Origin of the sequence: Metabacillus malikii (assembly GCF_030813355.1) — a bacterium.
GTDB classification, from domain to species: Bacteria; Bacillota; Bacilli; order Bacillales; family Bacillaceae; genus Metabacillus; species Metabacillus malikii.
The window spans coordinates 117,466-138,948 of record NZ_JAUSUD010000012.1 but is presented as its reverse complement, the minus strand read 5'-3'; the positions used below and the strand labels follow the sequence as shown (position 1 = coordinate 138,948).

The following is a 21,483-nucleotide window of genomic DNA, read 5'->3' as shown; positions in this document are numbered from 1 at the left end:
GGGTTTTATTTTCTTTATTATAAGCTGGAGTAATATGAACAAATTTTTGCACATTCCGAAATATAGTGGAAAAAGTAGCACATTATTTCAGATTTCCTCCTGGATTAATGTGTAAACAAGTATCTGGAATAATGTGCTCGATTACAATTATATTCTCCAACTTCTCGCCAATCAGCTATATTTTCTGCTGTCCATTTATGTTCTGGTGTACTCCACTTCTTAGCCAATTCTTCATCAGTAGTCGCAAAGTTTAATTTTCTATCATTAGTCATATTTTCTAATTTAATTTCACCTGGAAAATGGAGAAAAGTCTGGGCATTCCGTTTGAAGAATTGAAATGGTGGTAACTGATAATATTATAGACTTTCGTTTAACATAATAAGGGTAAATAAGGCATACCTATTGAAGGTTATTAGTTACAACTTTCTATATAAACATCTGAATTAGTTTTTATTCCTTTCTCTAATGCTTTCATTAACATATCTATTAAGTCTTCTCCCTCACTTGTGACAAAGTAATTTGATAAGTTTTTGATATCCATACTAATATTATCACCCCAAGGTGGTCTTTTAGATAGGTTGTCAATATCCCATATTACTTGTGATGGACTATAATTCTGTAATTTCTTTTTTATTTCTTCTAATTCATTTATTGCACTATCAATATTCTTATTTTCAAGTTTTCCGTGATAGAGGTCATTTAATAAATAGGGAAATTCAGATCCCCACCCATTTTGCTCTAAATGATAGCTTATTGTAGAGAAAAAAGAATGTACGAAATCACCATGACCAACTTGATACCAATAATATTTAACCTTAAATCCCACAGCCATTTTTCTCACCTCGATCAATTTGTTTTAAATCTTATATCTACCTTACCATTTGTTTGATTCATAATCTTTTCAGTCAATTCATCTAATATTTCATTTGATACATTCTGTCTTCTAATATCAGCTATTACTTTTTTCTCCATGTTTTACTTCCTGTATAGTTTAGTTGTGTAACTTAAAATCTCTGTAAATAAAATCTATAAAGAGTCTTTAAAAACATCTACATCATTTTCGTTTAATACTGCTTTTATTTCATTACCTTTAAAAACAACCATATAGTCATTTGGTAAAGCAAGAACTTGTATAATTTCTGGTTTAATTTTTAGTAGTTGATAAGCATATAGATCATACAACTCTGTCGTATTATTATCCTCTACCGGACCTATATACCAACCTGAATCTCCTTTTTCAACATCTGCATTTCTTTGTAAATATATTTTCTCGAGTTCTAGTACACCTTTAGTAAGTATGATTTTATCACTAAATTTAATTGATAAACCATCCGCATTCATCTTTCTTAAAAAATGACTTTGTTCTAGTTGGACCCACAATGATAAGGTTAAATCTTCTGTTATATCTTCAAATGGATTTTTAGCGTAATCAGCAGTAGTCAGCAAAAAATAGCCAGTTTCTTTCTCATGTAAATAATAGACTGACCAACCAACTTGTAAAGAGAATCCATGAATTAATTTATTAGAGTCTACCTGTTCTAAAATAGCGAACAAAATTTCTACTTGAGGCTCTAATTCCTTTTCAGCAGTCACTATAATGGTTCTACCCATAATACGCTTTTCAAATTTCTTCATTTCCTCAACCTCTCTTCTATAGCTATTTTTAGAGCTTCTCTAGCTTGTTTCTCTTTTTCTAGCATTTCCATTCTAACATCAACAAGCCTCTCCCACTTAGAATGCCCTTTCCAAACAGTCCAACTATAAGCTCCCTTAGATGCATACGAAGATTTGCAAAGACCAACAAAATTATCTTTTAGATTTAGAATTTTAATTTGTTATTTTCTAGTTAACACTCTTTTACCAGTCCAAATCGATAGTAAAGATTGTATTAATCCCATTTTTTAATGCTCCTTATTATTCGCAGCATTCTTCTTGTCATTACTTAATAATACCTATTATTTTTCCTTAACAGAATCATACTCTTAAAATAAAAATACCTTGAGAGGACTCAAGCCTATCAAGGTATTACTTAATATCAAATTAGCAAATTTTGGTCTAGCTATTATTGATTATTATACACATTGATTAAATTAACTTTAAAATCTTCATACATTAAAAATGCCTCTTTTAGTATGTCTTCTAATTCTTCATAGCTTCGATACACTGGCTTTTTTATTCTTACACTTGGATCAATTAATAATCTAGAGTAAACACTCCAAGGACTTCCTAATCTTACCTCATTATTATGATAAACAACCCAAATAAACTCCGTCGTTCCATATTCTAAAATTATATTAAACCATATCGTATAATTCGGTGAATTATCCACAACTCCTACTTTGAAAAATTTCTCCTTGTTATCAAAAGCAGCATCATATCCAAACTTTGTAAATATTTCATTAACCTTTTCTATATCGTAATTCTCTAATCTATCAGTTATATCATTGGGATTACCTCTAAATTGTTCAGATAATACTTTATACCTATTAACAAATTCAATTTTTTCTAATACTGTCTTTATTTCAGGTTTCATCTCAAAGTTCATTTTCTACTCCTCCATAAACCTTTAAATCATCTCTCCTATTTATCGTACATCTTTTTTCGCAGAACAAATATTAAAGCAGAGTACCTTGATGGCAACCTTCATAAATTATTTATTTCATTAGCGTACCATCAATGTTGACTAAAATCTAAAACTTTAACTAAATTAATTTCACATTAAATTTCATATATTTTTAACTTGTACTCTTTTATTTCTATTCAAGTATCTTTAAAAAATCCGTAAAGTTATTTGCCACATTATATGTAACAGGCTCAAACTCACCGGATTCTTCATGAGACCATATACAAACTGATGGATAGCTTTTATCTGTTCTAAAATCTAAGCATAAAAAATCACCCGTAAATACAGTAGCTTAAGGCAATAGTTCAGCCCCTAACAGGTCTTCGTTATTAGTTAACCTTTCACCTATTTGTGAAAATACAACATCTATGTCATAAATTCCTTTTGGATGATTTTCAGTATCATCTAAAATACACAAGAACCTTTCTATCGCATATCCACGGTTGTTACACTCAAATGTTGCTTCCTCAACCTCTACACCATTATTTTTTTTAATAAATTCTAAGAAAGACTCTGGTAATGAAAGTCTCCAAAACTTTTCATGGTTTTTTATTAATTCATCTGAAGGCAATGGCCTTACTATAGTGTTCTGTACCAATTTCATTGTTTTACCTCTTTCTTTACACATAGGTGTTTTCATTCATTTTTATATATTTTCAACATTTCCGAGACTATTCAAATAGATTTTCATACTCAGTAGACCAAAAGAATCCTGCTTGCATACACCTACTATCAATTCTCTCTAGTTCCCTTTTTAACCAGTCTACTACCGATTCAGGTATATCGTTATCAATAAAGGCATCCTCCCCGTTAACCTCTATTGCTTTATCAATCATGGATACATAAGCTAATATACACTCTACAAATTGATTTATGGACGAGTTAACAAATACTTCTTTATAATTGTCCCCATTATTAAGTAACACTATATTCTCTTCCTTTTCTGTTATACATATTGGATCACCGGAGCCAGTTGAACCAAAAAACCAGTACTTTTGAAAATGTTGCGGCATATCAAATACATCGGTAATAGGTCTTATTTGTGGCGAAGAAAGTTCCAAATACGGTGGTGGAGTCTCTGGTAGACCTCCTAATAACAAAAATCTTTTAACATCATCTGAAAGTTTTGTAACCTTTAAATCTTGTCTATTAAATTTATATATTGGGCCATACTTATTAACATCCCATCTATCAATAAATTCTTCTGGCGTTATCATTCTCTCACCTTCCTGAATCTTTTATAAAGGTATCTAATCTTCTTGCAATTTCATCATCTACTCCAGTAATACCCCAGTCCTTCTCCACATTATGTATACCACCATACCCAGGATGCAGACTTTTTGGAAGGGCAGCAGCTTGCCCACCTTCTCCAATATGATGATGCCGCATTGGTTCTTGAATATACTCCCTGTATTGAGGGAAGTGTTCTAAAAACTGCTCATCAACTTTGGGAACACGCCCCCTCTTTATCAAAGTCGTATTTTCAACACTCCAAAACTCCGGATTACTTTTCAAGAGTGAATTAAAGAATTTTTTAGCATTTCTCTCCCATCCAGCAGCGTGCTGGGTTAACCTCTTTTACAACTTGTCCATGGTCCGTTAGATATTGTGCCAGTGCTCGACCGTAACCACCCACATCTTCTAAACCAAATACAGGTTCAACCCTCCTTCTGTCAGTTTATCAATATCTAGTAAAAATGTTGAGAAAGCGGGCGGTTTATTTTCAACCTTTATTTCATCAAGCTTCTCCTGCCAACAATTAATAATCACTGCCACATGCTGATGTTTATGTAAGTCTACACCCACATAAATGTGTTTCTGTTTTTCATGCATGGTTCATCCTCCTATTCAGTTGTCAATGATTGAATGAAAATGCCGGCAACCTTAGTTCGAGCGTTCACCAATTGGTGCGCATTGGTACGAAAGCCTATCCATTTTCATCGCTTCATAAGAACTTATTAGAAAATGAATCCCTTTTTTAAGTAACCTCTTAAATTATTGCTTCATGTTTCCCATTTGCTTGTATTTATCCGTATGTATAGATCCCTTGATAAAAGCTCTGTCGGTCTAATATTCGCTTCACTTGTACTTTCGTAAATGCTTTCCCTTGAGTTGTTTGATAGCCTTCTTTATTCAATGCTTCTGCCAACCTAGACAGTGACCATTTTCTATGTAAGTATTTCAACTCAAATAACCGTTTCACTACTTCTGCATGCCCGTTATGTATTATTAGTTCTTTTTCACCCTTTTGTTTGGTATAGCCAAATGTCGCCCTTCCTCCTGCATACCCACCTTCCTTCGCCTTTTTATTTCTTCCTTTCGTTAGCTTCAGCGCTATCTCAAGCCGTTGATATTGGTCTAATAACTCCATTAACCCGTTGACCAAAAAATCATTAGGGTCTTTCTTATGGATACTGTAAAAGGGCTGTTCAATGCTTTTAATGTCACAGCCATATTTCTTCAGCTCTCGTTGAATCAGCAACTTCACAATATCCGACCGCCATAATCGGCTTGTGTTCAGTACTACCACATAATCAACTTGGACAGACGAAAGGTGAGCCAACATCTCCTGTAAGCCCACCCTGTCTATTTCTAATGCTTCTTCATTTAGTTTTGCGCCACTAATTCCTTCGTCTCTAAAAATATGAATCAAGTTTAAGCCTTGTTCCTTACAATATGCTTTAATTTCCTCTTCTTGATATTTCAAGCTATATCCATCTCTTGCCTGCCCTTGAATTGAGACTCGTATATACCCAACAACGTTCAACTTTTCACCCTCCCGTTACATAAATTTTAATTTTTGTAACGCTTTTTAGCGAATAGCGAGTATTATACGACCGTCTCTTGTAAAAATACAACCCAATTTTTGTCTGCCCTGTTGCTAAACTAGTAACCTTTTTACGTAACCTACCTTTTATCGCCACGAGCTTTGTCATTGTCGTTAGTTTGTTAGCCAATCCATGTCATAACTACCCCTACCATATTAAATGTCATCTCGCCTAATTATCGTAATTTTTTACTATCCAAGTATTAAAATGATACTCCATGATGGTATAACCATCATGGGCTTTCGATTTTCAAGTAAATCATTTTCTTATTGTCTCACTCCATTATCAGCTGTTTTAATATAATTAAAATAAAAAGCCTTGAAAGGCATTTAGCCAATCAAGGTTGTTTGGAAATCAGGATTTCTCTCTCTCTCGATACAAAATATCATTATTCGTTTCCTCTTCTAAATAAGTAATTAGTCTAAATTAAGTAAATCCCCATCTAATTCATGTACTCCTCAGCAATTTGAATACTTCTCTTTAAGTTTAAGTCTGGATATCTTTGATCTAGTAAATATAGTAATTCAATATACTTTTTACTTTGCAAATTATATGCCACTTCTTCAAAAATCTCACTTAAAAATGAAAGTTCTGTTTTTGTACAAACCTGTAAGAAATTCAGAGTTAAGTTTTCATCTTCACTTAGTAATACAATTAGCTCTTTCCATTTTTGCTCAACTCTTGGATCATTATCATCTAGTAATGCTCGTGCACCTAAGACTGCTCTAACTTTTTCCTCAAACATTGTTAATACCTCCCTTTATAACTACGGTTGTAACATACTATCTGGAAAAATAGTTCCTATCTCTCCATTTGTTTTGATTACACCTACCCTAACACCATTGTAATCACCGAATACTGTTACACCATCAGCAATATTCTTGTGTTCAGGCATATTAATTACATGTTCTCCAGCTTTTTTTATATCTTCCTTAGACCAATTTTCAGGAAACCATGCTTGACCAGTACCTGTTCGCTTCCCTTTTGACTTGTGGTCTGGTACATTGCCAACCCTTACCCCGTTAGGATAAACTTTTTCAATATTGTATTCGATGCCATTCTGTTTAAGAAAATCTATATTATCTTGACCATGCCCACCACCACTCATTTTAGAGATTTTTCCTGTTTTAGGATTTATTGTAAAGTCACCAACATTTGCATGATCCAGGGATTTCTCACTCAATGTTACAGTATTAACCGTACCCTTATCATCAACCTTATCACCTTTCCCCCCACCTCTCAACTTACTAAACATCACTTTCAAAGGAGCAACTATATTCTCCTGAATAACCTTATTATCCAAAACATTCCACGGCACATTAGGTTTATTAGGTACATTTACATACACTGCATTATTGTCTATGTTACCATTTCTTCTCATTATATCTATAAAGACGTCCATACCACCAACCACATTTTCAGCAACATATACTAATCCATTTCTTACACTGTTAATCCCTTTATCCAACTGTTTGACCACATGAAGCGCACCGTTCGCAGTCTTCGTTACTACTTCTACACCACGCTGCTTGATTCCTTCAAATGCTTTGTTGTCTCGTACGAGGTCATTTACTTTTGGTTTTAGAGCTTCGGTTACGGAGTTTGTCTTTGGTGCATCGCCGTTATCAACTACTTTTAGCCACTTCGCCTTGCCGACTACTCCGACATATGGGATTAGCGATGGTGCTGCGTTTCCTGCAATGTAGGCGATTCCTTCTTCTTCGACGGTATCTGAGATGCCTTGGCCGATTGATTCAAAGATGCCGAATGGGTCTTCGATGGCGTCGCTAATCATTTTTCCGTATTTAGCTTTGACTTCATTGGCCGGGTTTTTGATGAAGTCAGGCTCGATTGTGTCTGGGATGTGGTTGGAAACTGCGACGATGCTGGCGTCTACGACGATTGTAACGATGCCAACGAGGATATCGACTAGGCCTTCGACTAGGCCTTTAATAAAGCTTGTTGCTACTTTTATATCTTGTTCAAACTGGTCGATGATTCCTTCAAAGAAGTTTGTGTATTTGGATTTGACGGCTGCAGCTTTGTTATTGTAAGCATCGTCGGTGTTTTCATATGGGACGATTTTATTATCAAAAATGTTCCATAACGCGTCCATTTTTCGGTCAAGTATTGTTTGGGTTGAGGAGATCTCACCGCGAATGTAGTCGAGCTTTGCTTTGTTTGAGCGACTTTTTTCTTTTTCCTCATCGGTTGGGTCGTCCCAGAAAGCGAGCGAAAAAGGTTCATTTTTTGTTATTCGGATAGCCTTTGGGACGTTGTTGTTAATTCCCGATTCTAACTGGCATAAGTTCGCCCAGATGTCCCTGCGGTCGACTCGCATCATCGCATTCCTGGCAATTGGTGATATATGTGCGGTGGTGTCGTCTACATATCCTTCAAATAGGGAGAGTAGGTCGCCGATTTGTTCACGGTATTCTTTTATATGCTTCTTTGAATCCTTGACAAGTTCGTCCCAGGCATCGATGCTATCGGCGTAGTTGTTGTTGATGAAGCCCACTAATGTTTCGAGTGATGAGTCCATTGTATCTAGGGCATTTTTATATGTGCGAAGCTGTTCGATAATCCCGTCCAATATTCCGTAGTTTATTTTAAGGTCCTGTTTCATGATGAGGTACCACTCTTCATCTTCTGACCTATTTGTTCATCGGTACTTTGCATTTGTTCAATAATTTGTTCGCCGACCTTCTTTATCGAGTTTAAATTTTCTAATAGACTTGTATTGATGTCATCGTTCATGTTGTCTAGGAGGGCGTCTAGTTTATCGATGAAGTCTGAGTTAAAGCTTTTTAGCTGGTCTCGTGTGCCATTGCGGAATGATGTCGTGTAGCTTGTAAAGTCATCAATACCCTGTTGCAGTGAGTCTAATGCAGCCTTTAATTCATTTATATCTAGTTTAATTTCTGCTTTCGCCAAATAGTTCCACGTCCTTTCTATATGAATGGGCTAATATTATATTTATAGTGGACGGCTTAAAAGGCTGAGATGTGTTGATAATTTCTAAAAACATGTCGTCTCCGATTTGTTGCATTTCCAGTAATACTATTGGCGTAAAAGAATCTATCATTGCTAAATTCTGCTTATAGTAAAATGGTACTTCCATATTTATGCAACCTCAATACTTCTTATTGCCTAATTTGCACTTGAGTAGTTTCGACTATTAAATAAATATGAGTTTAATATTCTTTCTTAAATCTAAAGAAAAAATCAAGCCATTTTATATTATGACTTGATTATCATTTATCATTTTCAATATTATCGTTAACTGCTGTTCTATCTTTCAAGCGTAGATGCCTTGATAAACCTGTGTATATGTAATTAGTAAAAGTGCAGGGGTTATAATTTGGTATAGAAATAGGATAGAATCAGAGCGGAGTAAAGGAAAATTAAACAGAAAAGGGAAAGAATCTATAATATACTATATTTCTATTAACAAAAAAAACCTTAAAACATTGATAGTTTTAAGGTTTTTTGCTTTGGGTATTATATTAAGGTAGGTAATTTCTTGGATTAACCGCATTTGCCGTTCCATTCCAAGGTCCTTTATGAATTTCAAAATGTAAATGTTGACCTGTTGAATGTCCAGTATTTCCCATGATACCAATTTGCTGGCCTTTTGATACAGAATCTCCTGTGCTTACATAGCGCGTTTCTAAATGTGCATATAAAGTCGTATAGACTTGTCCATTAATATTATGTGTAATGTAAACAACATTACCATAGCTGCTTGAATAGTGTGAACGGATGACTGTCCCACTTGCAGCTGCAACAACCGGTACATCTGCACTGTTTGCAATATCAATACCACCATGCAGTTTGCGTTGTCCTGTTATTGGGTGTGTCCGATAACCGTATTCAGATGAATGACGTCCAGATGCCGGCCACATAAAGCTGCCTGATGATGATGCAGGTGCTTCTGTTACAGTTGACGGTGCTGAAGCTGCTTCTGTTCCAGCTGATGATGAGCTTGAACTGCTACTATTTTCTTTTTGTTTTGTTGCTTCCTTAGATTGGTTTGCAGCCGCTGCTTGTTTTTTCGCTTCAGCTTGACGTTTTGCTTCAGCAGCTTTTTGTGCTTCAGCTTGTTTTCTTGCTTCTTCTGCTGCTGCACGTTTTGCTGCTTCAGCGGCTTCGCGTTGACGTTGTTCTTCAAGCTCAATCGCTTTTTTCTGCTCTTCTAAAAAGGCTGCTTCATCTTCTAACTCATGAACATGATGAAGTGCTTCTTCTTGTTGCGCTTCTACTTTTTTCATCAGTTCTTGTTTTTGTTTCGCTTGAACGGTTAGTTTACTTTCTAAGTTTTGCAAGTCTGCTAGAGACGTTTCTAATGTTTTTAACTGGTTTGTTAAGTCTGCCTCTGTTTGCTCTAGCAACGTTTTGTCATCTTCATGTGCTTTTAAAATATCACGGTCTGCTTCTACGATTGCTGAGACAGCATTAACTCGGCCGACAAAATCACCAAAGTTTTGGGCACCTAACAGCACTTCGAGGTAGCTAATCATGCCACCTGTTTCTTGTAGCGAGCGCGCACGGTCCTCTAGTAATTTATTCCGTTCCGCAATTCTCTCTTTAATCGTTTCGATTTCAGCTTTCTTTTTTTCGATGTTTTTGTTTGTGTCTTCGATGTTAGCCTTTTTCTCTCTAATTTTTGCACTCGTATCTGATACTTGTGCATCAATTGTTGCAATGTCTTCATTTAACTTTGACTTTTCTTTTTCTAAACTCGTAATCTCATTTTCTTTTTGGTCAATCGACTCGGTTACATCTGATTGTTTTTCTTGGATTTCTTGCTTTTTTTCCTGCAATGTTTGTGCGAGGGCAAGATTTTGGGATGGTAGTAAAAGCCCACTTGTTCCAAGAACAGTCGCTAAACCTAAGATGACAATTCTTCTATTCATGTTTACTTTTTCCTCCCCCAGGTTATGTAACAACAAGAGGGTGCCTCATTTGAGTACCCCCATGTTGTTTTTTATTTTTCATAAAATCATTTCTATCAAACTAGCAACATAAGTTACTAGTTTACACTTTTAAGAATTTACGTACTGACATTAAGCTTCCCCAAACACCGATTAATGCCCCAATTAATATCAGAATAGCTGACACTTGGAATACAAATGGGAAGAATGGTAAAAATTCTACAAACGATCCTTGAAGCTTCGGCAGTGCATAAGCATACAATGAACGATATCCAATTACGATAAGAACAATCGGAATAACCGCACCTAAAGCACCTAGGAATAGTCCTTCAAGGAAAAATGGCCAGCGAATGAAGCCATTTGTTGCTCCTACTAGTTTCATAATTTCAATTTCACGTCGACGAGCGAAAATAGTAATTTTAATAGTATTGGAAATTAAGAACATCGCGGTAAATATAAGCCCGATAATTAACGCAATACCGATATTACGAGATACCGAGATGACCTTAAATAATTTTTCAACTTCTTCTTGTCCATATTTAACTTTTGAGGCATTTTCAAATTTCCCAATTTTCGCGGCAACCTCTTTTGTATCTTGAGGTTCCTTTGCCTTAACAATAAACACGTCATTTAATGGATTGTTTTGTTCAAACAGCTCAAATGATTTTCCTTCTTCACCTAAGCTTTCCACTAAGTTATTTAATTCCTGTTCCTTTGAAGAAAATACAACACTATCTACTTGTTCGAGTTTTTCAATTTCAGTTTTCAGCTTGGCTTGTGCATCCTCTTTTGCTGTTACATCTATTAAAACTCGAATTTCAACATCATTTTCTAAATTATCTGCTACATGATTTAAGTTCATCATAATCACGATAAATGTTCCAACCAATATCAACGTAACCGTTACTGCACTGATAGAGGCGAACGTCATCCAGGCATTTCGCGTTAAGCTTTTTAAACATTCACGGAAATGACGACCAAGGGTATTAATCATAAATTCCATACTCCCCTCTTGCTTCGTCACGTACAATCTTTCCATCCTCAACTGCAATAACACGTTTTTTCAACGTATTAACGATTTCTTTGTTATGCGTTGCCATCACAATTGTTGTTCCCCGGTTATTGATTTCTTCGAAAAGATGCATGATTTCCCATGACGTATCAGGGTCAAGGTTACCGGTAGGCTCATCAGCAATCATGACAGAAGGATTATTTACGATTGAACGTGCAATCGATACACGCTGCTGTTCCCCGCCTGATAGCTCATTCGGGAAGAAACGTGCTTTATGTTTCAACTGTACTAAATCTAGTACATCTAATACTCTTTTTCGTATATTACGAGGATTCTCTCCAATGACCTCAAGTGCAAATGCGACATTTTCAAAGACTGTTAGTTTTGGTAGTAACTTAAAGTCTTGGAAGACAACACCGATACTTCTTCTTAATAATGGAACCTTTGATTCTTTTAATGTAGAAAGATCAATTCCATTGATAATAATTTTACCGCTTGACGGTTTCTCTTCACGGTACATCATTTTTATAAAGGTTGATTTCCCAGCACCACTAGGACCAACGACATATACAAATTCACCAGGATTAATGACTATATCGATCCCGTTTATAGCGAGTACACCATTCGGGTATGTTTTATATACTTCTGACATTTCAATCATAAAAAAACCACCTATATAGTTGTTATTTGGGGAGTAATGTCAGTATGTGTCATAAATTGTCGACACTATAAACAGACGATCTCCTTGTCCTCCGAACTACAAACTACATTATACCATCAATTTTCGTCATTAATAGACTAAATTTGTGTTACAAGTTTATTTCAGCTCTGTATTATTTGCAAAACTGTTGTTATATAAGTCTTTTTATGTAGGTTTATGGATTTTAGTAACATTTAGGGAAAATGATTGTAAGCGCTCTACTCATTAAATATTAGAACTTTCTGACTAAAAATGCAAGAAAAAATAGAAAAAGGATGACCTTTGTCGGATCATCCTTTGAGTGAGCTTATTTATTTTCAATTAACCAATCTGTAACGATTTCTGCATCCGCTTCACCTAACATTTTCGGCATGCTGCCTTTTCCATTAACAAGGATATCAATAATTTCTTCACGCGAATATCTGTCTCCAACGCCTGTTAAGTCTTTTCCTGACCTTCCTTGCAAGTTGTCACCATGACATCCGATACAGTTTTGTTGGATAATCTTTTCAGCATCGCCGCCAGCTGTTGTTGTGTTACCATCACTGGCCTCGTCTCCACCACCACATGCTGCCAACAAAAGTGACGTACCGAGCAATAACATAACTAATTTCTTTTTCACGATTCTTTCTCCTCTCAATTCTAATATTTTCGTTTTATGTATGATCGCATCTCGTGCCAATGTTATTATATCCTATCTACTTTGAATTGAAACGAGGATAACAGGTGAGTTTTTATTGAAAAACACGTGAAACAGAATGGTAGCAACAGTTCCCGCTATTTATAGCAATTTTGTGAATTCTTCAATGATGACGACGATCCCTCTTCAGTTTACGAATAAAAGACTGATGGAAAATCATAAATGTACAAGCATATAGATAAAATAAAACTGATAACCAATTTTCCCAGCCTTTAAATGTGATATAGCCAACATATCTTGAGAGGATTTCATATAAGACTGAGAGGACGACCCAAATTATAATATAGCCAAGCTTTTTCTTTAAGCCGTTAGGAATAAAATTTATATAGATAATGCCAAACAGCGCTGGTAACGTTAATTCTGTAAATAAATCAATAAGTTGTGGACCTGGTTCACCCATGACAACATATAGTTTAAAAATTCCTGCAAATAATGTGTCTGCAACAAGTGTATGAAGAGCGACAACGATAAACGTAATATACATTTCCTGTATCGTAATTTTCTTGGGCATGAAAAGGATAAATGCTATGAGCAAAATATAAGAAACGACTAGAAATGTGATCGTCATATTGATGCTCCTGTTAGGTTGAATTTTTACGTTAGTTTTTGTTATTTTGTGTGAATTATTCGTTCAAATTATGTTGACGTTAGTAGTGAAAAACATACAAAAAAGCAGCGAAACAAATTTCAACTGCTTTTTTATACTTTATTAAGATAATTTTGAACGTAAGTATGCGTCAATGAACGGGTCTAGTTCTCCATCCATCACAGCATGTACGTTACCGATTTCTGTGTTTGTACGATGGTCTTTCACCATTGAATATGGGTGGAACACATAAGAACGGATTTGACTTCCCCAGCCGATTTCCTTTTGTTCTCCACGAATTTCCGCTAGCTCAGCCTCTTGTTCTTCGATCCGTTTTTGGTAAAGCTTAGCCTTTAACATTTTCATTGCTTGCTCACGGTTTTTGATTTGTGAACGTTCCGTTTGACATGTAACAACGATGTTTGTCGGTAAGTGGGTAATCCGTACCGCAGAGTCCGTTGTATTAATATGTTGACCACCAGCACCACTTGCACGGTACGTATCGATTTTTAAGTCTTCTGTACGGATTTCAATATCGATTTCTTCATTAAATTCTGGCATAACTTCGCAAGAAACGAACGATGTATGGCGACGGCCTGAAGAATCAAATGGTGAGATTCGCACAAGACGATGAACCCCTTTTTCTGCTTTCAAATAACCGTATGCGTTATGGCCTTTAATTAACAGTGTCACACTTTTAATCCCCGCTTCATCACCAGGTAAATAATCAAGTGTTTCCACTTTAAAGCCTTTTTTCTCAGCCCAACGAGTGTACATGCGAAGGAGCATAGAACCCCAATCTTGAGACTCGGTACCGCCTGCACCTGGGTGTAGTTCGAGAATTGCATTATTTTTATCATGTTGTTCACTTAATAAAAGTTGTAGTTCAAAGTCATTAAGCTGTTCAATCAGCTCTTTCATTTCTGAAGAGAGCTCTGCTTGCAAATCCTCGTCTTCTTCCTCTTTGACAAGGTCATATGTTAGTTGAAGATTTTCATATGATTCGTTTAAGTCATGGAATTGGTCAACCATTTCCTTAAGTGCATTTGTTTCATTAATAACCGATTGTGCTGCGTTTTGATTATCCCAAAAATCCGGGGCAGTCATTTGACCTTCTAGCTGTTGAATTCGAGCTTCTTTTATATCGAGGTCAAAGAGACCCCCTAAAGTCCGCTAAACGTTTAGCTGTTTTTTCAAGCTCTTGTCTGATTTCTACTAATTCCATTATTGCCGTCACCTCTATATTTTTTTAGCGTAACAAGAGAGAGGTGGCTGTCACCTCTCTCGTTCTGTTACCGTTTATTCTGTCCTACACCATTTAAACTATTTTAACATAAGACTCTTTTTGTAAAGGACGTTGTGTTTTACAAAGTTTTCGTTTAGGGTTAGTTGCCGCTACAGTACTCGCTTCCCACATCCCGCAGGAGTCTCGCACTTACGCTCCATTTAGAAAAGTGCGCCTTATTTTATATTCAAGAATCCGTTTATTGACCACAGCAGTTTTTGAATTTTTTTCCACTGCCGCAAATACATGGGTCGTTGCGGCCGATTTCAACGACTTTACGAGCCGGTTTTTTCTTAACAGGTTCATCGCCTTCTTTTGGATGAACGGCTGTTTGACCTTTTGCGACTTCTTCACGTTCAAGGTTGTTACGAATTTGAGCTTTCATAATGTACTTCGCAACGTCCTCTTCAATCGAAGCAATCATGTTTTCAAACATTGCAAAACCTTCCATTTGATACTCACGTAACGGGTCGTTTTGACCGTAAGCACGGAGATGGATACCTTGACGGAGTTGATCCATTGCATCAATGTGATCCATCCATTTCGAATCAACTGCACGTAGAAGAATAACTTTTTCAAATTCACGCATTTGCTCTTCGCCAAAGTCTGCTTCTTTCGCATCGTAATGCTGAAGTGCTTTTTTGTTAATGAATTCAGCCATTTCTTCAGGGTCTTTACCGCGAAGATCTTTCACTGTAAGTTCTGATTCTTGAAGGATATTCGCATTCATATAGTCAACGATGCCTTCTAAGTTCCACTCTTCCTCAACCTCATCTTTTGGAGTAAAGTTTCCAACGATCCGGTCAATGGTTGAAGCAAGCATTTTTTCAACGATGTTGCGAAGATTATCCGAGTCTAATACTTCGAAACGTTGTTTGTAAATGACTTCACGCTGCTGACGTAATACGTCGTCATATTGTAGAAGCTGTTTACGTGCATCGAAGTTATTTCCTTCCACACGTTTTTGCGCTGATTCAACAGCACGTGAAACAATTTTACTTTGAATCGGCTGTGTATCATCCATTCCGAGGCGGTCCATCATATTCATCATATTGTCTGAACCGAAACGGCGCATTAATTCATCTTCCATTGAAAGATAAAATTGCGTAATCCCTGGATCTCCTTGACGACCAGAACGTCCACGAAGCTGGTTATCAATTCGGCGTGATTCATGACGTTCCGTACCGATAACGGCAAGTCCGCCTTTGTCAACAACACCTGCACCAAGTTTAATATCTGTACCACGACCAGCCATGTTTGTTGCAATGGTTACGGCACCGATTTGACCAGCGTTTTCGATAATTTCTGCTTCTTTTTCATGGTTTTTCGCATTTAAGACGTGATGCGGTACACCTTTTTTCTTAAGAAGCTGTGAAATCAATTCTGAAGTTTCAACGGCAACTGTACCAACGAGCACAGGTTGACCTAGGTCATGGCGTTGCTTGATTTCTTCAACAACTGCACGGAATTTCCCTTCCATTGATCGATAGACTAAATCTGCTCTATCATCACGAGCGATTGGACGGTTTGTCGGAATCGCGATAACTTGCATGTTGTAGATGTTACGGAATTCTTCTTCCTCTGTTTTCGCTGTACCAGTCATCCCTGAAAGCTTTTTGTACATACGGAAATAGTTTTGGAATGTAATCGTCGCAAGTGTCATGCTTTCGTTTTGGATTTCTAAGCCTTCTTTTGCTTCGATTGCTTGGTGAAGTCCATCACTGTAGCGACGACCTTTCATAAGACGTCCAGTAAACGAGTCAACAATAACAACTTGTTCTTCTTCAACAACATAGTCTACGTCTTTTTGCATGACGAAATGTGCTTTTAATGCTTGGTTAATATGATGGTTTAATGACACATGAGAAATGTCATATAGGTTGTCAATGCCAAATGCTTTTTCAGCCTTTGTAATCCCATCTTCTGTTAACTGAACTGCTTTTGTTTTCACATCATATGTGAAATCTTCTTCTTGCTTTAACTGGCGCACAAAGCCGTTTGCTTGAAGATACAGTTTTGTTGATTTTGCTGCTTGTCCAGATATAATAAGCGGTGTTCTCGCTTCATCAATTAATATTGAGTCAACCTCATCGATGACGGCAAAGTTTAATGGTCGTTGCACCATTTGTTCACGATAAAGCACCATGTTATCACGTAAGTAGTCGAACCCTAGCTCATTATTTGTTGAGTAAGTGATGTCACATGCATATGCTTCACGCTTTTCATCTTTGCTTAGTGAGTTTAAGTTTAAGCCAACAGTTAAGCCGAGGAACTCAAAAAGCTGACCCATTTCAGTTGCGTCACGGCTTGCTAAGTATTCATTGACTGTGACAACATGAACACCTTCACCAGATAACGCATTTAAATAAACAGGCATTGTTGATGTTAAGGTTTTCCCTTCACCTGTTTTCATTTCAGAGATATTCCCTTCATGAAGAGAAATCCCCCCCATGAGCTGAACCTTGTATGGATGTAATCCTAATACACGCTTCGCCGCTTCACGTACTACTGCGAATGCTTCTATTAATAAGTCATCAAGAGATTCACCTTTTGCAACTCTTCCCTTGAATTCCTCTGTTTTTGCTTTTAGCTGCTCATCAGATAAGCCACCCATTTGGCCACTTAACGCATCAATCTGATTCGCCATTTTCTCGTAACGATTTAATGCACGTTTGTTAAAATCAAACACCTTATTTAAAATACCAAGCATTTATAACGCTCCTCTGTGTGTAGAGTGAAATTACTATATCTATTGGTTTAGTCTAACATTTATTTTAGCACTATTTGGGATGTGGTACAACAGGGACGTATGTGGAGGTTGTGTGGGGTGTGGGGACAGTCCCCCGGTGCTTTAACGTGGTAGTGAGTTGGGGGACAGTCCCTCGCTGTTTTAACGCTTTAATGTGTCGGGGGACTGTCCCCCATCACTTTAACGCGCTAACTGAGTGAGGGACTGTCCCCCGTCACTTATGCAAGATCTCAGTTTCTTCAACAGCTGAGGAAGAGGAGGGATTTCCTAGTATGGCTGTCTCGTCATTGTTCATAAGCATTGTTTCCTCGGTTGTGACGTGTTTTGTCTGTTGCTTCGGTCTTGCTGTTGCCAGTTGTGGGATTGGCTGGAGTTTAATGCTTTGTTTTTCTGGTATTATACCGCGTGATTCATCGTGTTGATTTGTATGGAGAATCATTGTTTCAGTTGGTTGTGCACTTGTGCTTGCCTTTGTTGTCTCAGTTAAACGTATACTTGTTGCTTCCGCTTCTGTTTTTCTTATTTTTGGTTCTGTCTTCAATAGTTGTATTAACAAAAATATAAGCGAGATGATAATCCCAATAATACCAATAGAAACCATTAAAAAACCTTTCGTCATGCAATCCCTCCTATTCTATGAAGTTGTTTTCCTTAAGCTCCTCGATTAATTTAATAAGAGGCTGAAGCTCTGGTGTCGCTGCCTTTTCCGGACTGTAGCGAAGGGCGAGTTCATAGTTTTCAACTGTTTTTTCATAGTTTCGCTCGTTGTTCGGTTTTTCATTTTCCATATCCGCGTAAAGCATAGCAAGCTGGTAATAGACAGTATAGTCGGTTGGATATTTTTCTTTCATCGCTTCAAGTGTTTGCTCCGCTTTTGCGTAATCATCCATCACTTGATACATGATGGCGATGTTTTTATACAAATACGAACGTTCATAGCCTCTATCTATTAAGCTTTGAAATTGGTCGATTGCCTTCACAAAATATGTTTCATCATTTCCTTCGTAAATAGCCTTTTCATAATAAGCCTCAGCCTGCTTCTCAGTTAATAACAATTCGTACGTTTTGACAGATTGCTCGAGTCCTATCGCTAATACATTTAATCGTTTATCAATTGCTTCATCATTCAACGGTCCTTTATTATCCTTATAAAGCTGAGCCATTGTTAATGCTGTCTTCGCTTTTAATGAAGGGTCCTTCCCGTTCGTTAATACGTTGTTAAAACTCTCGACTGCTGCTTCAAATTCACCTTGTGCTGTGAGAATTTCTCCATTTACATACCATGTTCCCTCTTCGTCAATCCCTTTATCTGTAATGCTTTGGAGAATCTTTTCTGCTTCCGCCAGTTGTTCATCCTTCGCGAGAACGACAGCTAAATCTCGCAAATACGTTTCCTCATTTGGATTAAGCGAACTCGCCTTATTCAATTGTGCAGCAGCTTGTTTATAGTCATTTTGTTCAAAATAGGCGGAACCGATTAAATAAGCAATATCTGCGTGGCTACTAGCACCAGGTACCTTGTCCAAAACATCTTGCAGCATAGTGATTGTTTTTGGATAATTTCCTTTCATATATTGATTTCTTGCCGATCCAATATATGCGTCCAATTTTTCAGGGAGTTTCTCAACTGCTTTTGCAAATTCCTTATCTGCCTTTTCAAATTCGAAGTTATCTGTCAAACTGTTTCCGATTTCAACGAGCTTCTCGTAGTCTGCTATTCTTTCCGCCTTAATTTCATCAAAACCAGTCAACGTTAAATATGAGAACAAACAAAGACTAACTAAGGAGCTAACGAGATTAATCCGTCGCTTTTGCCGTGCCTTTTTATAAATTGTTGATTTCTTCTCAATGTTTTGTAAATCATCTAACAGTTCTCTTGCAGATTGATAGCGTTCTGCTGGGTCATTGCGAAGCATTTTTTCTAAAATTTCTTCAAGTCCTTCAGATAAGGTGGCATCAAGGTCACGAATCGGTTTGAACTCGTAAATTGAACTTGGGCTAAGTCCAGTTACCAAATGGTACAGTGTAACACCTAGGCTATAGATGTCTGACCTTTCACTCGTTTGTGATTGCCTTTGTTCAGGTGCTGCATACCCAGGTGTACCGAGAATTTGCGTATCTCCAGCTGATTCTTCCTTATATTCACGAGCAATCCCGAAATCAATAACCTTTATCGTGCCATCCGGAGCTTTCATTAAGTTCGATGGTTTCATATCGCGGTAAATAATTGGATTCGGTTTATGTTCATGCAAGTAAATGTAGACGTCACATATTTGCTTGGCCCATTCAACTACCTCTTGCTCAGAAAAATGTCCTACCGTTCGAAGCTCTTTGTCCAATGACACACCTTCAACATAATCAAGAACGATAAAAATCGAGTTATCATCGTCAATAATGTCAAAAATTCTCGGCAATGAGGGATGGTTGAGTTTTTTCATAATGTTTGGTTCGGCTAAAAAGTCAACAGGTGAGTCAGGTCGTTTATATACTTGTTTAATTGCCCACAACGTACCAAGCTTCACATTTTGGGCAAGATAGACCTTCCCCATTCCACCTTTACCTAACACATTTAAAATTTTATATTTCTCATCAAATAGCTGGCCGATTTTTAAGTCCATCGTTGCACCCCCTTTTCTTACACAATTTGTATCGCAATCATTGTTGCATTATCATTGCCATCATTTGTTAATGCTTCGTGCACACACGTTGAACAAAGCTCTGTCAGTTCTTCATTAGTAAATTGCTTAAGTTGATGAAAAAGTTGTTTAAGCCTGTCTTCAGTAATAAAGTTAGTGACGCCATCCGAACAAAGAAGGTAGATATCACGTTTGTTCGTTTTCAATGTTTCATAGTATGGTTCAATTGTATCCTTCGCACCGATTGCCTTTGTGAGCACATGCTGGGACGGATGATGCTGAAGCTCTTCTTTTGTCAGTTTTCCTTGTTCGTACTCTGTCCAAGCGACTGTATGAATCGCTGACAATCGCTCGAGAATGCCGTTTCTCAGTCGGTAAATGAGTGTATCACCGACATTGCTTACAATTAATTCGTTCGCAAAAATATGAATCATTGAAAGTGTTGTCGCCATAATCACATTGCGTTTCTGACTTTCTTGAAACAGATATGAATTGATTTGTTCATATTTTTTCTTAAAAAGAAGCTGAAAATAGTCAGGTGTATAATCTGTATTTGATGCTAACTCACTTTTAATCGCACTTACGGTTAGTTCACTCGCTTGCTTGCCAAATTGATGGCCTCCTGCACCGTCAGCAACTGCAAAGGAGGCTACAAGCGGGTCTAGATGTATAAGCAACGAATCTTGGTTTTCACTGCGTCTCCCTTTTTCCGTCCAGCTTCCATAACGTACATAAGGGATGAGCTGCATCGTTTCTTCCATTTCTTGATGTGACAACATTCCACACCTCCATTACTTGACGACAATTTCGGTTTGCCCCAGCTTAAACGCTTCGTCCAAGCTAATTTCCTGTTGCCCTTTGAGAGCAAGGTTGTCAATATACGTTCCATTTTTGCTATCCAAGTCTACTAAATAATAGCGACTGTGCTTTTGATAGACTAAAGCATGTGTGCGGCCAATAAATTTGTCAGTTGTAATTGTCAGGTCACATTGCTGTGGGTCACGGCCGATGACAAGAACCTCTGCTTCATCCCACTTGTATACTTCTTCGGTCCCATTCGATTGATAGATAACACTTCGTAATACCTTCTGATGAACGACTGGAGTTGGCTCTGCTGCACCTAAAATCATCGTTTCATCAGCTTCTTTGCCGAGCATCGCTTTTTCCTGTGGCGTAAGATTTGCAATACTAAGTACTTCTGTTTTTTCCTCAACAGGCTCCTGGACAGGCTGATTTTGTGGCTGGTTGCTTCCGAGCGCTTGCGTTTTTGCTTCTTCATCTGCCGCAGCTTCTTGTTGTTCAAAACGAGGTTGTCCGACAGGCTGTGCTGCTACTGGTTTTTTCGCCTTATTTTTCATGAAAACGACCATGAAGACGATGTTAAAGAGCAGGATGACTCCTAGAAAAAGATAAATGACGGTTGAGTCCAT

At 37.2% G+C, this 21,483-nt stretch carries 22 protein-coding genes and 2 pseudogenes; all 24 read right to left on the bottom strand.

All coding sequences use genetic code 11. The features are described 5' to 3' along the window. Positions 1-104: 104 nt before the first annotated feature. On the bottom strand, positions 105-272 hold the full coding sequence (locus tag J2S19_RS13045; RefSeq protein ID WP_307342544.1) for a hypothetical protein: 168 nt from the start codon (positions 270-272) through the stop codon (positions 105-107). 140 nt (positions 273-412) lie between these two features. Then, positions 413-832, bottom strand: a complete 420-nt coding sequence (locus tag J2S19_RS13040) for an immunity 70 family protein (protein ID WP_307342541.1) — start codon at positions 830-832, stop codon at positions 413-415. Between the two features lie 14 nt (positions 833-846). Next, entirely contained in the window at positions 847-972 is a 126-nt protein-coding gene (locus tag J2S19_RS13035) for a hypothetical protein (protein WP_307342538.1), read from the bottom strand. Positions 973-1,026: 54 nt separating this feature from the next. Then, complete coding sequence (locus J2S19_RS13030; protein ID WP_307342536.1) at positions 1,027-1,635, bottom strand: immunity protein Imm33 domain-containing protein; 609 nt, start codon at positions 1,633-1,635, stop codon at positions 1,027-1,029. Positions 1,636-2,062: 427 nt separating this feature from the next. Next, complete coding sequence (locus tag J2S19_RS13025) at positions 2,063-2,545, bottom strand: hypothetical protein (RefSeq protein WP_307342533.1); 483 nt, start codon at positions 2,543-2,545, stop codon at positions 2,063-2,065. Positions 2,546-2,756: 211 nt separating this feature from the next. Beyond that, a pseudogene (locus tag J2S19_RS13020) lies at positions 2,757-3,227 on the bottom strand (SMI1/KNR4 family protein). A 67-nt stretch (positions 3,228-3,294) separates the two neighbouring features. Beyond that, positions 3,295-3,840, bottom strand: coding sequence for an SUKH-4 family immunity protein (locus J2S19_RS13015; RefSeq protein ID WP_307342530.1), 546 nt, complete (start codon positions 3,838-3,840; stop codon positions 3,295-3,297). 4 nt (positions 3,841-3,844) lie between these two features. Beyond that, positions 3,845-4,138, bottom strand: coding sequence for a hypothetical protein (locus tag J2S19_RS23725; protein WP_370875144.1), 294 nt, complete (start codon positions 4,136-4,138; stop codon positions 3,845-3,847). 25 nt (positions 4,139-4,163) lie between these two features. Beyond that, positions 4,164-4,456, bottom strand: a pseudogene (locus J2S19_RS23720) (IS110 family transposase); the annotation flags it as partial. A gap of 193 nt (positions 4,457-4,649) precedes the next feature. Further along, on the bottom strand, positions 4,650-5,390 hold the full coding sequence (locus J2S19_RS13005; RefSeq protein WP_307342528.1) for a recombinase family protein: 741 nt from the start codon (positions 5,388-5,390) through the stop codon (positions 4,650-4,652). A gap of 503 nt (positions 5,391-5,893) precedes the next feature. Then, positions 5,894-6,196, bottom strand: coding sequence for a hypothetical protein (locus J2S19_RS13000; RefSeq protein ID WP_307342526.1), 303 nt, complete (start codon positions 6,194-6,196; stop codon positions 5,894-5,896). Positions 6,197-6,217: 21 nt separating this feature from the next. Beyond that, positions 6,218-8,077 (bottom strand): EndoU domain-containing protein, encoded by a 1,860-nt coding sequence (locus J2S19_RS12995; RefSeq protein ID WP_307342523.1) that lies wholly within the window; start codon positions 8,075-8,077, stop codon positions 6,218-6,220. Next, entirely contained in the window at positions 8,074-8,385 is a 312-nt protein-coding gene (locus J2S19_RS12990) for a hypothetical protein (protein WP_307342520.1), read from the bottom strand. Before J2S19_RS12990 ends, J2S19_RS12995 begins: the two co-directional genes overlap by 4 nt. Positions 8,386-8,957: 572 nt before the next feature. Continuing rightward, the gene (locus J2S19_RS12985; RefSeq protein WP_307342517.1) at positions 8,958-10,367 is read right to left on the bottom strand and encodes a murein hydrolase activator EnvC family protein; all 1,410 of its coding nucleotides are present in this window, start codon (positions 10,365-10,367) and stop codon (positions 8,958-8,960) included. A gap of 121 nt (positions 10,368-10,488) precedes the next feature. Beyond that, on the bottom strand, positions 10,489-11,379 hold the full coding sequence (gene ftsX / locus J2S19_RS12980) for a permease-like cell division protein FtsX (RefSeq protein WP_307342555.1): 891 nt from the start codon (positions 11,377-11,379) through the stop codon (positions 10,489-10,491). Then, a complete protein-coding gene (gene ftsE / locus J2S19_RS12975; RefSeq protein ID WP_307342515.1) occupies positions 11,372-12,058 on the bottom strand; it encodes a cell division ATP-binding protein FtsE in 687 nt (228 codons plus the stop codon). Before ftsE ends, ftsX begins: the two co-directional genes overlap by 8 nt. A 346-nt stretch (positions 12,059-12,404) precedes the next feature. Further along, positions 12,405-12,719, bottom strand: a complete 315-nt coding sequence (locus J2S19_RS12970) for a c-type cytochrome (protein WP_307342513.1) — start codon at positions 12,717-12,719, stop codon at positions 12,405-12,407. 181 nt (positions 12,720-12,900) lie between these two features. Further along, a complete protein-coding gene (locus tag J2S19_RS12965) occupies positions 12,901-13,365 on the bottom strand; it encodes a hypothetical protein (protein ID WP_307342511.1) in 465 nt (154 codons plus the stop codon). Between the two features lie 141 nt (positions 13,366-13,506). Continuing rightward, positions 13,507-14,608, bottom strand: a protein-coding gene (prfB, locus tag J2S19_RS12960) for a peptide chain release factor 2 (protein ID WP_307342507.1) whose coding sequence is annotated in 2 segments (ribosomal slippage) — positions 13,507-14,535 and positions 14,537-14,608 — 1,101 coding nt in all. Because the reading frame shifts where the segments join, the coding sequence is not laid out codon by codon here. A 259-nt stretch (positions 14,609-14,867) separates the two neighbouring features. Next, a complete protein-coding gene (gene secA, locus J2S19_RS12955) occupies positions 14,868-17,378 on the bottom strand; it encodes a preprotein translocase subunit SecA (RefSeq protein WP_307342504.1) in 2,511 nt (836 codons plus the stop codon). A gap of 253 nt (positions 17,379-17,631) precedes the next feature. Continuing rightward, positions 17,632-18,036, bottom strand: coding sequence for a hypothetical protein (locus J2S19_RS12950; RefSeq protein WP_307342502.1), 405 nt, complete (start codon positions 18,034-18,036; stop codon positions 17,632-17,634). 10 nt (positions 18,037-18,046) lie between these two features. Next, positions 18,047-20,035: a serine/threonine-protein kinase gene (locus tag J2S19_RS12945; protein ID WP_307342499.1), complete on the bottom strand. Its 1,989-nt coding sequence runs from the start codon at positions 20,033-20,035 to the stop codon at positions 18,047-18,049. 17 nt (positions 20,036-20,052) lie between these two features. Continuing rightward, on the bottom strand, positions 20,053-20,832 hold the full coding sequence (locus J2S19_RS12940) for a PP2C family protein-serine/threonine phosphatase (RefSeq protein WP_307342496.1): 780 nt from the start codon (positions 20,830-20,832) through the stop codon (positions 20,053-20,055). Between the two features lie 12 nt (positions 20,833-20,844). Then, positions 20,845-21,483, bottom strand: a complete 639-nt coding sequence (locus J2S19_RS12935) for an FHA domain-containing protein (protein ID WP_307342493.1) — start codon at positions 21,481-21,483, stop codon at positions 20,845-20,847.